Below are 13,769 nucleotides of genomic sequence, written 5' to 3'. Positions count from 1 at the left end.
GTCGTCGCGCCGTTGCCGGGCGGTCCCCGGTGGTCGTCCACCATGCTGTGGTGCGCCGGCGTCGCCGTCTGCCGCCTGCGGGAGCGGACCGGCGTCGCTTCCTGACGTACGCGGCGGCGCGGGCCTGACGCTCCACGGCGACAGCGGCCGCCCGGCATGCCGTTTACGCTGCTGGTGTGCGTTGCCGACCCACCCGCACCGACGCGCTGCTCGGTGTCGCCACCTTCTGCCTGGTCGCGGCGGCCGTGATCACCGACGGCGGGCCACCCGGCCGGGCGGTGCTCGCCTACGGCTTCGCGGTCGGCTTCGGCGGGCTGCTGCTGTGCAGCCGGCAGTGGCCGGTCCCGGCGCTGCTGGCGACCGCGGCCGGCATCGTCGTGTACTACTGGCTGGACCTCCCGGCGATCGGCCTGGCGGCGCCGACCGCCGCCGTGCTGTACACGGCGGCGGGGCGCGGCCGGGTGGTGCCGGCGACCCTCGTCGGCGGCGGGCTGCTGGCGCTGTCGGTGGCCATGCGGCTGGCGGAGGGCGACGCCGTCTCGATCGTCGTGGGCTTCGACCTTGGCTCCGAGGCCGCGCTGATGCTCGCCGTCATCGCCCTCGGCGACGCCGTGCGCAGCAGGAGGTCGCTGCGCGCCGAGATGGCCCGGCAGGCGGTCGCCGCCGTCGAGGACCGCCGCCGGGAGACCGCCCGGCAGGTCGAGGCGGAGCGGCTGCGGATCGCCAGGGAGGTGCACGACACCCTCGGCCACACGATGTCGGTCATCACGCTGCAGTCGGCGGTGGCGCAGGAGGCTCTCGCCGACAACGCACCGGACCAGGCCAGGACCGCGCTCGCCGCGATCAGCTCGGCCGGTGGCAGCGCGATGGGTGAGCTGCGCGCCACCTTGCACACCCTGCGCCGCGACTCCGGTACCCGCGAACCCGCACCAGGCTTCGACCGACTGCACACCCTCGTCGACGGGGTGCGCCGCAGCGGCCTGCCCGTCGAGCTGACCGTCACCGGCCGGGTCGATGCGCTGCCCGCCGTCGTGGGCACGACCGCCTACCGAATCGTCCAGGAGGCGCTCACCAACACCCTGCGCCACGCACACGCCAGCCAGGTGCACGTCACGGTGCGGGCGACAGGACCCGGGCTGTCGCTCGAGGTCGTCGACGACGGCCACGGCGCACCGCCCGGCGCACCGCTGGACGGCAACGGCCATGGACTGCGGGGCATGGTCGAGCGGGTCTGCCTGCTCGGCGGCACCGTCGAGGCCGGCAACGGCGAGCGCGGCGGGTTCCGGGTCCACGCACGCCTGCCGCTGGCCGGGAGCGGCGCATGACGGACATCCAGGTCGTCATCGTCGACGACCAGCACCTCGTCCGCGCCGGGCTGCGCGCGCTGCTCGACCGCGCACCGGACATCACCGTCGTCGGCGAGGCCGGTGACGGCGCCGCGGGTCTGCGCATCGTGCGCGCCGCGCGACCGGACGTGGTGCTCATGGACGTCCGCATGCCCGGCACGGACGGCATCGAGGCCACCCGCCACATACTGGCCGACCCGGGCCTCACCGACGTCCAGGTCGTCATGCTGACCACCTTCGACGACGACGAGTACCTCTTCGAGGCCATCCGGGCCGGCGCGGCCGGCTTCCTGCTCAAGGACACCCCGCCCGACGCCCTGCGGGCCGCTGTGCGCACCGTGGCCGGCGGCGACGCGCTGCTCTCCCCCGCCGTCACCCGGCGCGTCCTGGCCGCCGCGGCCCGCTCCCCCGTGCCGGACCTCCGGCGGCTCGCCGGGCTCACCGACCGCGAACGCGACGTCCTCGCACAGGTCGGCACCGGACGGTCCAACGCGGAGATCGGCGCCGCGCTGCACCTCAGCCCGGACACCGCCCGCACCTACGTGAGCCGCCTGCTGACTAAGCTGGACGCCCGCGACCGCGCCCAGCTCGTCGTCATCGCCTACGAAACCGGACTCGTCACCCCCGGAAGCTGCTCACCACGCCTCACGGCCCAAGAGAGAACAGATCATCCTCCACAAAGGACGAAAGGTCCTAGTACGGCAGCCACCGATCGGGATCATGGCTGAAGGTCGGCACTGAGTCGTCGTGCGTAGTGGGCTCGTCGGGCTCGGGCTCGGTGTCGACGTCGCCATTGTGACCAGCGCAGACGGTGGGCGAGGTCGCGGGTCGGGTGGATGGCCAACGCGTTGAGCAGGCGGCGGATCTCGTCGACGGTGAGGTCGATCAGATCGGTAGCGGGTGCGCGGGTTGCGGCGTCGGCGGCGCAGATCGTCAGCACGGCGAGGGCGGCCATGGCCAGGTGGTGAACCGGTGCCAGGAGTTCCAGCGGCGGACCTGATGCTGGTCCAGGCCGACCTGGCTCTTGCCGGCCTGGAACGATTCCTCGATGCTCCAACGGGTCCCGGCCACCATGACCATGCAGGAGACTGCCAGGACGTAGCCCAGTCCGAGGTCGCGCAGTCGGGCGCGGAACGCGGTGGTGTTGCCGTAGGCCTCGTCCGCGGCGGCTCAGCGGACCGGGACGTCCGCTGCGACCGCGGCGGTGATCATGTCTGCGGCGAGTTCGGACCGGGTCGCGAACCCGATGCCGTCGGGCACGCCAGCGTCGCGGCAGCGGTCCGCGTCGGCGGTCCATACGCGGGCAGGTAGACCCGCCGGTCAGCAAGGCAAACCCCACGAACCGCTTGACAAACTCGGGCATTGGCGCCTCCGCGTCTCTTGCGGACCCTTTTTCTATGGCTTAGCCTAAGCCCCGGATTAACGGACGAATGTCATCACCCTCACTCGAGCGCCGGGCTGCCCGTGGCACGAACACCGGCCCGCCCCGCTTCCTCCCGCCCGAAAGGAACACCCCGCGATGAGACGACCCTGGCTCGCATCCGTCCTGGCGATCGGGCTGCTGGCTCTAGCCGGCTGCTCCGGCTCCGGCGGCGAGGCCGCCGCCGACCCCAAGAAGCTCACCGTCTGGATCATGGGCGACAGCTCCGCTCACTTCGAGGAGCTGGTCAAGCCGTTCGCCGACAAGTCCGGCATCGCCGTGGACACGGTCGCGATCCCGTGGGACTCGATCGACCAGAAGATGACCACCGCCGTCGCGTCCGGCAAGGGGCCGGACATCGTGCAGATCGGCATCTCCAAGCTGCGCACGTTCGCGAGCTCCGGCGCCCTGCTCAAGTTCGACGACAAGACCCTGGCGGACCACCCGAACCTAGCCGCGGACAAGTTCCTCGACGGCGTTGCGGGCAAGGCCACCGCGATCGGCGGCGACGTGGTCAGCGTCCCGTGGATCAGCGACACGCGGGTGCTGTTCTACCGCACCGACATCCTCGCCGCGCAGGGCATCACCGCACCGCCGGCGACCTGGGACGAGCTGCGAGCCGACGCCAAGACCCTCGCCGGGCGCGGCAAGGGGCAGTACGGCTACTACATCCCGCAGTGGGACAGCGCACTGCCGGTCATCATGACCTGGGGCGAGGGTGGCCAGATCGTCGACGGCGCGGGCAAGATCGGCTTCAACACCCCGGAGTTCGGCAAGGCCGTCGACATCTACACCGGCCTGTACGCGGACAAGAGCGTGCCCACGAACGCGGACTTCGACCAGGTCCAGGGCTTCACCTCGGGCACCGCGCCAATGCTCGTGTCCGGACCCTATCTCGCCAGCGCGGTCACCGCCGCCGCGCCGGACCTCAAGGGCAAGTGGGCTGTCGCCCCGATTCCCAGCGGTACCGCGAACACCTCGCTCCTTGCCGGGTCGAACCTCGGCGTGTGGGGCAACACGGGCAACCGTGACGGCGCTCTGCGGCTGCTCGACTACCTTTCGGAGCCGCAGACCCAGCTCACCTGGTACAAGCTCAACGGTGATCTGCCGACCGTCAAGGCCGCGCTCAGCGACCCGGCGCTCACCGCCGACCCGCTGGTGACGGTCTACTCCAAACAGCTGTCCACCGCCAAGCTGCTGCCGCTGGTCCCGAACTGGGACAACGAGACCGGCAAGGCGCTGCTGGACGCCCTGAACTCCATCGTCCTGACCGGCGCGAACCGCGACACCACCCTCAAGGGCCTGTACAGCGCCACCGACGGCACCTCGGTCAACTGACCCCACCACCGTGGGCGGGATGCCCGCCGTCCCGCCCACAACAGGAGCCCGCATTGAAACCTCGTCTCGCACCGTACGCGTTCATCGCACCGGCGATGGTCCTGCTGCTGGCCTTCGGCGTGCTGCCGATCCTGGTCGCGCTGCTGGTCAGCCTCACCGACATGAACCTCGCCGGCCTCGGCGACTGGTCCCGGATCAGCTTCGTCGGCGCCGACAACTACCGCCGGCTGTTCACCGACCACGAGTTCTGGCAGTCGCTGACCAACACCGGCCTCTTCGCCGCCGTCGGCGTGCCCTCGGTCATCGTCCTGTCCCTGATCGTCGCGCTGCTGCTGAACCGTGCCGACAATCGGTACTTCCGGGCACTGCGCGCGTTCTACTTCGTACCCGCAATCACCGCCATCGTGGCGATCTCGCTCGTCTGGGGGTACCTCTACAACACTCAGTTCGGGTTGTTCAACTACCTGCTGTCGGCGGTGGGACTGCCCGAGGTGCGGTGGCTCAGTGACCCGGTGTGGGTGAAGTTCTCGGTCGCGCTGGTCGCCGTCTGGCGCGGTACCGGGCTGAACATCATCATCTTCCTGGCGGCGCTGCAGAGCGTGCCGAAGGAGTACCTCGAGGCCGCGGCGCTCGACGGCGCGGGTGAGCTGCGCAGAACAATCTCGATCGTCATCCCGCTCCTGCGCTTCGCGATCTTCTTCGTCATGATCACGACCGTCATCGCCTGGCTGCAGTTCTTCGACGAGCCGTTCGTGCTCACCAAGGGCGGCCCGCTGGGCGAGTCGACGAGCATCTCTCTGTTCCTGTACCAGAAGGGCTTCTCCACCAGCCAGTTCGGCTACGCCAGCGCCGGCTCGGTGGTGCTCTTTGCGGTCATCGGCGCAGTGACGCTGTTCCAGCTGCGGGTCGGGAGGGCCGATGCCGAGGCGTAGGGGCCTGACCTTCGCGATCGGTGCCGTGCTCGGCGTCGGCGCGCTGGCGACCGCGTTCCCGTTCGCGTGGATGGTCTTCGGCTCGGTGAAGCCGCGCCGCGAGTCGGTCGCCTACCCGCCGCGGGTCCTTCCGGAGCAGCCCACGCTGGACTTCTTCCGGCAGCTCTTCGACGAGCTCGATTTCGGCCGATACCTCGCCAACACCATCGCCGTCGTACTCATCGGCATGGCCGGCGTCATCCTGATGGCAATGGCCGGGTACGGCTTCTCGAAGTTCCGGTTCCGGGGCCGCGAGCCACTGTTCTTCCTGGTGCTCGTCACGATGATGATCCCGGTCCAGGTGACGATGATCCCCACCTACCTGATCCTCAACGGGCTGCGGCTGACCAACACGCTGGTCGGCATCGCGCTGCCCGGCCTGGTCTCCGGGTTCAGCGTGTTCCTGTTCCGGCAGTTCATGTCCGCCATTCCCACCGAGATGCTCGAGGCGGCCCGCATCGACGGCGCTGGCGAGGCGCGGATCTTCTTCCGCATCATCCTGCCGCTGTCCAAGCCGATCCTGGCGGTGCAGGTCGTGCTGACGTTCATCGCCGGGTGGAACAGCTTCCTGTGGCCGCTGATCATCGCCAACGACGAGAAGCTCTACACCCTCTCGGTCGGGGTGTCGCTGCTGAACCGGCAGATCGCCACCAACCCGTCCCTGCAGATGGCCGCCGCGACCCTCATGGTCGTGCCGATCCTCGCCGTGTTCGTCGTCTTCCAGCGTTTCATCGTGCAGGGCTTCACCATGTCCGGCCTCAAGTAAAGGCAGTCTCTCTATGCGCAAGCGACTCACCGGCTTCGTCCACGCCGACGGCGCCCGGCTGCTCGACGGCGCGGGCAACCCGCTGCTGCTGCGGGGCATCGGCCTCGGCAACTGGCTGCTCGCCGAAGGGTACATGTGGAAATTCGGCGACGAGATGAGCTCACCGCGGCAGATCGAGCACCGCATCGAGAAGCTCGTCGGGCCGGACCGCGCCGCCGAGTTCTGGGCCCGCTTCCGGGCCGCGTTCATCACCGAGGCCGACATCGCCGAGATCGCCGCGCTCGGCTTCGACCACGTCCGGCTGCCGCTCAACTCCCGCGGCCTGATCGACGACGCCGGACAATTCCTGCCCGACGGCTTCGCGCACATCGACAACCTTCTGCACTGGTGCGAGCGGCACGACCTGTGGGTGCTGCTCGACCTGCACGGCGCGCCCGGCGGGCAGACCGGCACCAACATCGACGACTCACCCAACGGGCAGCCGGAGCTGTTCATGGACGAGCGGTACCGCTGGATGACCGTCGCGCTGTGGCAGGAGATCGCCCGCCGCTACCGGCACAGCACCGTCGTGCTCGGCTACGACCTGCTCAATGAGCCCTTGCCCAACGAGTGGCAGCACGTGTACCCCGCCGAGCTGGTCGAGTTGTACCGGGAGCTCACCGCCGCGATCCGGGCGGTCGACCCCGATCATCTGCTGGTCTACGAGGGCTCGCACTGGGCTACGAACTGGTCGATCTTCACCGACGTCATCGATCCGAACTCGGCGCTGCAGTTCCACCGCTACTGGTGCCCGCCGGACCGCTCCAGCATCCAGCAGTACCTCGACGTCCGGTATCGGCTCGGGCTGCCGATCTACATGGGGGAGGGCGGCGAGAACACCTCCGAGTGGATCTACACCGCGCACCGGCTCTACGAGCAGCACGGCATCAGCTGGAACTTCTGGCCGTGGAAGAAGCTCGACACTCACACCTCGCCGGTCTCCGCGCGAGTGCCCGACGACTGGGCGCTGATCGCCGACCCGTCGGCCGGCGTCGACGCCGACACCGCCTGGCGCATCCTGCTGCGCTTCCTCGACGCGATCGCGCTGCACGCCTGCGAACGACGCCCGGACGTCATCAACGCCATGTTCGGCCGCGCACCGTTGCGCCTGCCCGGGTGGGGATTCATCGACCAGCGGGCGCGGTTCCGGGACCGGTTCGCCGGGTTCGACACCGAGCACGTCTGGCATCACGACGCTGGCCAGCCGTACCGTGCCGAAGAGATCATGCCGATGAGCGTGCAGGCCGGCGACGAACTGCACTTCCCACTCGAACGCAGACCGGCCGGCTGGCGGGTGGACAGCGACGATCCTGGGGCGTTCGAGGTCCGCTGGAACGGTGACCGCCTCATCGCACGCGCGAACATCGCCGCGCAGCTGCGGGCGATCGATCTGACCGCGAACTGACCGCATGCAGGCCGAGTATGATCGGGCAACCATGAGCGCCGAGCCCGCCGCCGGTCGGCACACCACCAGCCTGCCCGAGGTGTCTACGGTCACGACCCTGCGGCAGCGCAACCGTGCCCTGGTGCTCAAGCACGTCATCCTCGCCCAGCAGACCACCCGCGCGGCGATCGCCAGGGACAGCGGGCTGTCCACGGCCTCCGCCGCCAACCTCGTCGCCGACCTCATCGGCGACGGCCTGGTCGAGGAGCGCGGCTCGGTGTCGTCCAAAGGCGGCCGACCGATCGCCCTCATCGGCCCGCGCGCCGAGAGCGCCGTGACGATCGGGGCCGACATCGGCGAGCGCGGTGTCGCTGTGGAGATGTTCGACCTGGCGATGAACCGCATCGACCGGGAGTTCCGCGGCGGCGCCGAGGAAGAGTCGCCGGAAAAGATCGGCGTCGACCTGCAGGACGCCATCGAGGCGCTGCGCGACCGCAACGCCGGCCGGTGGCCGACCCTGCTCGGCATCGGCCTTGGGCTGCCCGGTCTGGTCGAGGTCGGCGCCGACGGCCGCCAGATGCTCTACGCGCAGAGCCTCGGCTGGCCGCCGGTCCCCGTCGCGTCGCTGTGCGACGTCGGGGTGCCGGTGCTGGCCGAGAACGGCGCGAAGATGCAGACCCGGGCGGAGCTGTGGTTCGGCAACGCGCGCGGCGCGTCGCACGCCCTCGTCGCGCTGTTCGGCCGGGGTGTCGGCATCGGCGTCGTCACCGAAGGCCGGTTGCTGCAGGGCTCCCACTCCAGCGCCGGCGAGTGGGGGCACACGGTCATCGAACGCGGTGGCCGGCTGTGCCGCTGCGGCAACCGCGGCTGCGTGGAGGCGTACCTCGGCGCCGACGCGATCCTCGACGCCTGGCGCAGCACCGGCGCCACGTTCGAGGGCACCGGCTGGCGCGCGATTGGTGAGCTGCTCACGGCCGCCGGCACCGGCGACCCGTCCGCGGCGGCGATCGTCGACGACGTCGTCGACTGCTTGGGCGTGGCACTGGGCGGCATGGTGAACCTGACGGGCCCGGAGCGGATCGTGATCGGCGGCTGGGTAGGCCTCCGGCTGATGGAATCGCTGGGCGATCGCATCGAGTCCGCCATCCGCCGGCACAGCCTGTCCCGCCCGGCCGGCCAGTTCCGCCTGCTGGACGCCGCCTTCGGCGGCGACGCGGTGGCGACCGGCTCCGCGCTGCTACCTCTGGAGGCGATGATCGCCGCCGACCCGGCGACTCAGGATCGCCCGCCCCGCTAACTCATCGGACGGGTTGAACCGGGAGCACTCACCTGCCCGGTCAAGTGCAGCACGTGGCCCTTGCTCCCGATCTCATGGACGAGATCTCGTGGGCGTCGAGCAGCCGCGGGCCGCCGCCCTGGGACACGATCACGAGCCGCGCCGGCTGCAGTGCGGCGAGCAGCGGTATTCGGTCGGCGCCGCCTGCCGTCGCGGCCGACGCCGCGTTGGCCGAGGTCAGCAGGATGGCGGCCGCAGCCGCGAGCGTGGCAAGGAACCGCCATCCGAATCTGCGCTGAGTTTTCATGATGACTTGTCTCCTGGGTGTCTGAGTCGACGTGCTCGGCTGGTGTCCCTGGAGGTTGGCCGCGCCCGCTGAGACGCCACTGAAGCCGCGCGGAAGGCCGGTAAGCCGAGCTTCTTCGTCAGCGTCTCGAACGCCAGGTCGTCACGCAGCGGTACCCCGAACCGCCCGTCGCCGTACGGGAAGTCCGCCGGGTGGTCGGCGTCGAAGGTGAAGTCCTGCGTCCGCGTCGCGGCCTCCTGGCCGGCGCCGCGGAAGCCGCGGATCGTGCTGCGGTTGTGCGAACCGCGGATCCAGCGGTTGGTGGCGCGGAACTGGAACTTGGCCAGTTCCGGCGCCCCTTGACCGCATCGGGGGTGGCGAACAACGTCGGGGTGTCGACACTGTTGCGCGGCTCTCGTCGGAGCATGGTGGTCACTGTCGTCCTCTCCGAAACCGGGACCGGGCTGTGGGTGTCCGTCAGTCAGTGGACCGGCCCGCGGTGACGGCGCCGGAACTACGAGCGGCACCTTGCCACGACCTTCCGCCGGTCGGCGCGTCCGGATTCCCGCGGCCTGCCGCCGGGGAAGGCACGCGAGAAGGCCGCGCGAAGCACACCTGATTGATCCGCAACCGTCGTCCCCGGCTGCGCACAACCCCGGCTGGACCTTTGGGCCGAAACGGCAGAAGTTCGGCCAGCTGGATCGAAACATCTGGACACGTTGATCAAAGTCCCATAATGTGGACGGACGGCTTGAGAAAGCTCTCTCGATGATCCGTCGGCGCGGACGTCAAGGCGTGCTCGATGACATAGGCCGACATCGCGGCACCCTCGGCTGCGGCGCGTCGGCGCGCGCCCTGCCTGGCTAGTTCGGCCAGGAAGGGACACAAGTGAAACGAAATCAGCCCATCGTTCGATGGCGGCCAATGGCAGCCGCCCTGCTTCTGGTCACCTCGGGACTCAGCGTCCTCGCCGCGGCGGCGACCCCGGCTGCGGCGGCGATCAACCCCGCCGACTTCCAGCAGGTCACGCTCGCCAAGGGCGTGGCGGAGACCGGCGAACCCATGGCCATCACGGTGTTGCCGGACCGCTCGGTCCTGCACACCGCACGCGACGGCACCCTGCGCCGCACCGACGCCGCCGGCAACACATCGGTGATCGCGAACATCGCCGTGTACACGCACGACGAGGAAGGCTTGCAGGGCGTCGCCGCGGACCCGAACTTCGCCAGCAACCGCTACATCTACCTCTACTACGCACCGCCGCTGAGCACTCCCGCCGGCGACGCGCCCGCCACCGGTACCGCCACCGACTGGACCACCTGGACCGGGGTCAACCGCCTTTCCCGGTTCACGCTCAACGCCGACTACACAGTGAACATGGCCAGCCAGGTCACCGTCCTGGAGGTGACGACCAGCCGCGGCATCTGCTGCCATGTCGGCGGCGACATCGACTTCGACGCGGCCGGGAACCTCTATCTGTCCACGGGGGACGACTCCAACCCGTTCGAGTCGGCCGGCTACGCGCCGATCGACGAGCGGACCAACCGCAACCCCGCCTACGACGCTCAGCGCTCCGCCGGCAACACCAACGACCTGCGCGGCAAGGTGCTACGGATCAAGGTCAACGCCAACGGGACGTACTCGATCCCGGCCGGCAACATGTTCGCGCCGGGGACCGCCAACACCCGGCCCGAGATCTACGCCATGGGCTTCCGCAACCCGTTCCGGATGAGCGTCGACAAGGCGACCGGCATCGTCTACCTCGGCGACTACGGGCCGGACGCGGGTAGGACCGACGCCAACCGGGGCCCGTCCGGTCAGGTGGAGTTCGACCGGATCACGGGGCCCGGCTTCTACGGCTGGCCGTACTGCACCGGCACGAACACCACCACCGAGACGTACAACGAGTGGAACTTCGCGACCAACGCCACTGGCCCTAAGTACAACTGCGGCGGCGGCCCGACGAACAACTCCTTCCGTAACACGGGCCTGACCACCCTGCCGGCGGCCAAGCCTGCCTGGATCCGCTACGCCGGCGACGCCGGTTCCCCTGCGGCCTTCGGTAGCGGCTCCGAGTCGCCGATGGGCGGCCCGGTCTACCGGTACGACGCCGCAAACCCATTGACCACGAAGTTCCCCGCCAGCCTGGACGGGCAGTACTTCGCCGGCGAGTTCGGGCGCGGCTGGATCAAGCCCATCGTGGTCAACGCGGACGGCTCGCCGGGCGCGATCGACAACTTCCCTTGGAACGGCAAGCAGGTCATGGACATGGCCTTCGGCCCGGACGGGTCGCTGTACGTCCTGGACTACGGCACCGGTTACTTCAACGGGGACGCGAACTCGGCGGTGTACCGCTACGACTACGTCGGCACCGGCGGCAACCGGGCGCCGATCGCCGTGGCCGGCGCCAACAAGACATCCGGCGCGGCACCCCTCGCCGTGACGTTCTCGTCGGCGGGCTCCAGCGACCCCGACGGCGGGGCGCTGACCTACTCGTGGGCGTTCGGTGACGGTGGTACCTCGACCGCCGCCAACCCGGCACACACGTACACCGCCAACGGCAACTACGTCGCGACCCTGACGGTGCGCGACCCGCAGGGCGCCACCGGCACGGCCAGCGTGCCGATCAGTGTCGGCAACACCGCCCCGACGGTCATCGTCAACAGCCCCGCTTCCGGGCAGCTGGCTGACTTCGGCGAGAGCGTTCCGTGGAGCGTCACGGTCACCGACCCGGAGGACGGCACCATCGACTGCGCCAAGGTGACGATGGCGTACGTGCTCGGCCACGACCAGCACGCCCACCAGATCACCTCGCAGAACGGCTGCTCCGGCACGATCACGATCCCGGTGGACGGCGAGCACGATGACGCGGCGAACATCTTCCCGATCTTCGACGCGTCGTACACCGACACGGGCGGCCTGACCACCCACGCGCAGAACATCCTGCAGCCGAAACACCGGCAGGCCGAGCACCACAAGACCTCGTCGGGCATCAACAAGTTCAGCAGGACCACGGCCGAGGGCGGCATGACCGTCGGCGACATCAACAACGGCGACTGGATCGAGTTCGACCCGTACAAGCTCAACAACGTCATCTCGTTCACCGCCCGGGTGTCGTCCGCCGGGGCGGGCGGCAGGCTGCAGTTCCGGACGGGTTCGGCGACCGGCACGATCATCGGCTCGGCCACCGTCCCGGTGACCGGGTCGTGGGAGACGTTCACCACCGTCACCGGCACGATCAGCGGCGCGCCGGCGGGCACGACCTCGCTGTACGTCACGTTCGCCGGCAACGGCAAGCGCGCGCTGTTCGACCTGGACAGCTTCACGTTCGTCACCGGTTAGAAGGGAGACCACCGATCATGTTGCGCAGACTCGCTTTCTGCGTCGCCATCGTGGTCGCCGCGCTCGGCCTCACCGCCGTGCCGGCCCACGCGGCGCCGGACTTCACCGTGCTCGTCTTCAGCAAGACCGCCGGATTCCGCCACGACTCCATCCCCACGGGCATCCAGGCGATCCGCGACCTGGGCACAGCGAACAACTTCGCCGTCGAGGCCACCGAGGACGCCACCCAGTTCAACGCGACCAACCTCGCCCGGTTCAAAGCCGTCATCTGGCTGTCGACCACCGGCGACGTACTCGACGCGACCCAGCAGACCGCGTTCGAGAACTACATCCGCGCCGGCGGCGGCTACGTCGGCGTGCACGCGGCGGCCGACACGGAGTACGGCTGGGCCTGGTACGGCGGCCTCGTCGGGGCGTACTTCGCCAGCCACCCGGCGATCCAGACCGCGACGGTCCGCATCGCCGACACCACCCACCCGTCGACGGTCGGCTTGCCGGCCGCGTGGAGCCGCACCGACGAGTGGTACAACTACCAGTCCAACCCCCGCTCGGAGGTGCACGTCCTGGCGACGCTGGACGAGTCCACCTACAGCGGCGGCGCCATGGGCGGCGACCATCCCATCTCGTGGTGCCGGGCCTACGACGGCGGCCGATCCTTCTACACCGGCATGGGCCACACCCAGGCCAGCTACACCGAGGCGAACTACCGCACGCACCTGCTCGGCGGCATCCGCTACGCCGCGCAGGGCACCGGCGACTGCTCGGTCAGCGCTCCGCCACCAGACCTGGCGCTGAACCACCCCGCCACGGCGTCCAGCGTGGAGAACGCCTCCTTCCCTGCCTCGAACGCCGTGGACGCCTCCTCCACCACTCGGTGGTCGAGCGCGTTCTCCGACCCGCAGTGGATCCGGGTCGACCTCGGCGCCACGCACACCATCAACCGGGTCCGGCTGGTGTGGGCGACCACGTACGGCAAGAACTACCAGATCCAGACCTCGGCCGACGGGAACACCTGGACCACGATCCGGACCATCACCAACAGCAACGGCGGTGAGGACGACAACACCGGCCTGAACGCCTCGGCGCAGTACGTGCGCGTCTACGGCACCGCCCGCGGCACCAGAAAGGCGGGGTACTCGCTGTTCACGTTCCAGGTGTACGGCACGTGAGGCCCGGCCGGCCCGGGAGCCGCTCACTCCCGGGCCGGCCGGTCACGCGACGATTGTTGATCAGACCGCCGACCAGCGCGCCCTTTGACGCGTTGGTGTGGGCCGTCTGTACTCGGCAACGGTGTCTGACCTGGGTGGACGTGACGTCCTGTCACGATGTCGGCATGATGCTGTACCGCAGCGCAGGTGGTTACAGCGGCTGCACAAAGTACGGCGTGACGTCCATCCAGCCGTTGCCGGCCGCGCCGGTGAGGCGGCCGCTGCTGGCGGTGGACAGCGTGTACCAGGAGTCGACGTAGTCAGGATCGTCGGTGTACCACGAGCTCGGCAGCGCGGTGAGGATGGCGTCGACGAGCGGTGCGTACGCGCCGCCGTCGACGATGGTCAGCAGCGCGGTAGCGATCGCCTGGGCCAGCTGCTGGTAGTTGGTGT

Annotated in this window: 12 protein-coding genes; 9 read left to right on the top strand and 3 right to left on the bottom strand. The window is 69.6% G+C overall.

What is annotated here, in order from left to right:
* The first annotated feature begins 176 nt into the window (after nt 1–176).
* A complete protein-coding gene (locus tag ABZ321_RS48425; protein ID WP_354903151.1) occupies nt 177–1,325 on the top strand; it encodes a sensor histidine kinase in 1,149 nt (382 codons plus the stop codon).
* On the top strand, nt 1,322–2,074 hold the full coding sequence (locus ABZ321_RS48420; RefSeq protein ID WP_354903150.1) for a response regulator transcription factor: 753 nt from the start codon (nt 1,322–1,324) through the stop codon (nt 2,072–2,074). Before ABZ321_RS48425 ends, ABZ321_RS48420 begins: the two co-directional genes overlap by 4 nt.
* Here ABZ321_RS48420 and ABZ321_RS48415 read toward each other — a convergent pair.
* Nucleotides 2,065–2,301 (bottom strand): hypothetical protein, encoded by a 237-nt coding sequence (locus ABZ321_RS48415; protein WP_354903149.1) that lies wholly within the window; start codon nt 2,299–2,301, stop codon nt 2,065–2,067. The two genes, ABZ321_RS48420 and ABZ321_RS48415, sit on opposite strands and share 10 nt — an antisense overlap.
* A gap of 564 nt (nt 2,302–2,865) precedes the next feature.
* Here ABZ321_RS48415 and ABZ321_RS48410 point away from each other — a divergent pair.
* From ABZ321_RS48410 to ABZ321_RS48390, 5 genes are read left to right on the top strand one after another with little or no spacing between them, the layout of a single operon-like run.
* Nucleotides 2,866–4,104 carry an extracellular solute-binding protein gene (locus tag ABZ321_RS48410; protein ID WP_354903148.1) on the top strand — a complete coding sequence of 413 codons (1,239 nt, stop codon included), beginning with the start codon at nt 2,866–2,868 and terminating at the stop codon, nt 4,102–4,104.
* A 53-nt stretch (nt 4,105–4,157) separates the two neighbouring features.
* Nucleotides 4,158–5,036 carry a sugar ABC transporter permease gene (locus tag ABZ321_RS48405; protein WP_354903146.1) on the top strand — a complete coding sequence of 293 codons (879 nt, stop codon included), beginning with the start codon at nt 4,158–4,160 and terminating at the stop codon, nt 5,034–5,036.
* Nucleotides 5,023–5,841, top strand: a complete 819-nt coding sequence (locus tag ABZ321_RS48400; RefSeq protein WP_354903144.1) for a carbohydrate ABC transporter permease — start codon at nt 5,023–5,025, stop codon at nt 5,839–5,841. Before ABZ321_RS48405 ends, ABZ321_RS48400 begins: the two co-directional genes overlap by 14 nt.
* Before the next feature lie 13 nt (nt 5,842–5,854).
* On the top strand, nt 5,855–7,285 hold the full coding sequence (locus ABZ321_RS48395) for a cellulase family glycosylhydrolase (RefSeq protein ID WP_354903143.1): 1,431 nt from the start codon (nt 5,855–5,857) through the stop codon (nt 7,283–7,285).
* 31 nt (nt 7,286–7,316) lie between these two features.
* Nucleotides 7,317–8,561, top strand: coding sequence for an ROK family protein (locus ABZ321_RS48390; RefSeq protein ID WP_354903141.1), 1,245 nt, complete (start codon nt 7,317–7,319; stop codon nt 8,559–8,561).
* Nucleotides 8,562–8,601: 40 nt separating this feature from the next.
* Here ABZ321_RS48390 and ABZ321_RS48385 read toward each other — a convergent pair whose 3' ends face one another.
* On the bottom strand, nt 8,602–8,847 hold the full coding sequence (locus tag ABZ321_RS48385; protein WP_354903140.1) for a hypothetical protein: 246 nt from the start codon (nt 8,845–8,847) through the stop codon (nt 8,602–8,604).
* 903 nt (nt 8,848–9,750) lie between these two features.
* On the opposite strand from ABZ321_RS48385, the gene ABZ321_RS48380 reads away from it, so the two are divergent.
* Together ABZ321_RS48380 and ABZ321_RS48375 are read left to right on the top strand one after the other, a co-directional pair.
* Entirely contained in the window at nt 9,751–12,168 is a 2,418-nt protein-coding gene (locus ABZ321_RS48380) for a PQQ-dependent sugar dehydrogenase (protein ID WP_354903139.1), read from the top strand.
* Nucleotides 12,169–12,185: 17 nt separating this feature from the next.
* Nucleotides 12,186–13,337 carry a ThuA domain-containing protein gene (locus tag ABZ321_RS48375; RefSeq protein WP_354903138.1) on the top strand — a complete coding sequence of 384 codons (1,152 nt, stop codon included), beginning with the start codon at nt 12,186–12,188 and terminating at the stop codon, nt 13,335–13,337.
* Between the two features lie 190 nt (nt 13,338–13,527).
* Here the strand turns inward: ABZ321_RS48375 and ABZ321_RS48370 are convergent.
* The coding region (locus tag ABZ321_RS48370; protein WP_354903137.1) for a DUF3103 family protein at nt 13,528–13,769 on the bottom strand (242 nt) is incomplete at its 5' end.

This window comes from Dactylosporangium sp. NPDC006015 (assembly GCF_040614215.1).
Classification (GTDB): domain Bacteria; phylum Actinomycetota; class Actinomycetes; order Mycobacteriales; family Micromonosporaceae; genus Dactylosporangium; species Dactylosporangium maewongense.
This window is presented reverse-complemented; position numbering and strand designations above follow the sequence as displayed.

Coding starts and splice junctions, on each gene's coding strand:
- ABZ321_RS48395 (WP_354903143.1), top strand. CDS start 5,855: ATGCGCAAGCGACTCACCGGCTTCGTCCACGCCGACGGCGCCCGGCTG.
- ABZ321_RS48375 (WP_354903138.1), top strand. CDS start 12,186: ATGTTGCGCAGACTCGCTTTCTGCGTCGCCATCGTGGTCGCCGCGCTC.
- ABZ321_RS48390 (WP_354903141.1), top strand. CDS start 7,317: ATGAGCGCCGAGCCCGCCGCCGGTCGGCACACCACCAGCCTGCCCGAG.
- ABZ321_RS48380 (WP_354903139.1), top strand. CDS start 9,751: ATGGCAGCCGCCCTGCTTCTGGTCACCTCGGGACTCAGCGTCCTCGCC.
- ABZ321_RS48415 (WP_354903149.1), bottom strand. CDS start 2,301: ATGGCCGCCCTCGCCGTGCTGACGATCTGCGCCGCCGACGCCGCAACC.
- ABZ321_RS48385 (WP_354903140.1), bottom strand. CDS start 8,847: ATGAAAACTCAGCGCAGATTCGGATGGCGGTTCCTTGCCACGCTCGCG.
- ABZ321_RS48420 (WP_354903150.1), top strand. CDS start 1,322: ATGACGGACATCCAGGTCGTCATCGTCGACGACCAGCACCTCGTCCGC.
- ABZ321_RS48400 (WP_354903144.1), top strand. CDS start 5,023: ATGCCGAGGCGTAGGGGCCTGACCTTCGCGATCGGTGCCGTGCTCGGC.
- ABZ321_RS48410 (WP_354903148.1), top strand. CDS start 2,866: ATGAGACGACCCTGGCTCGCATCCGTCCTGGCGATCGGGCTGCTGGCT.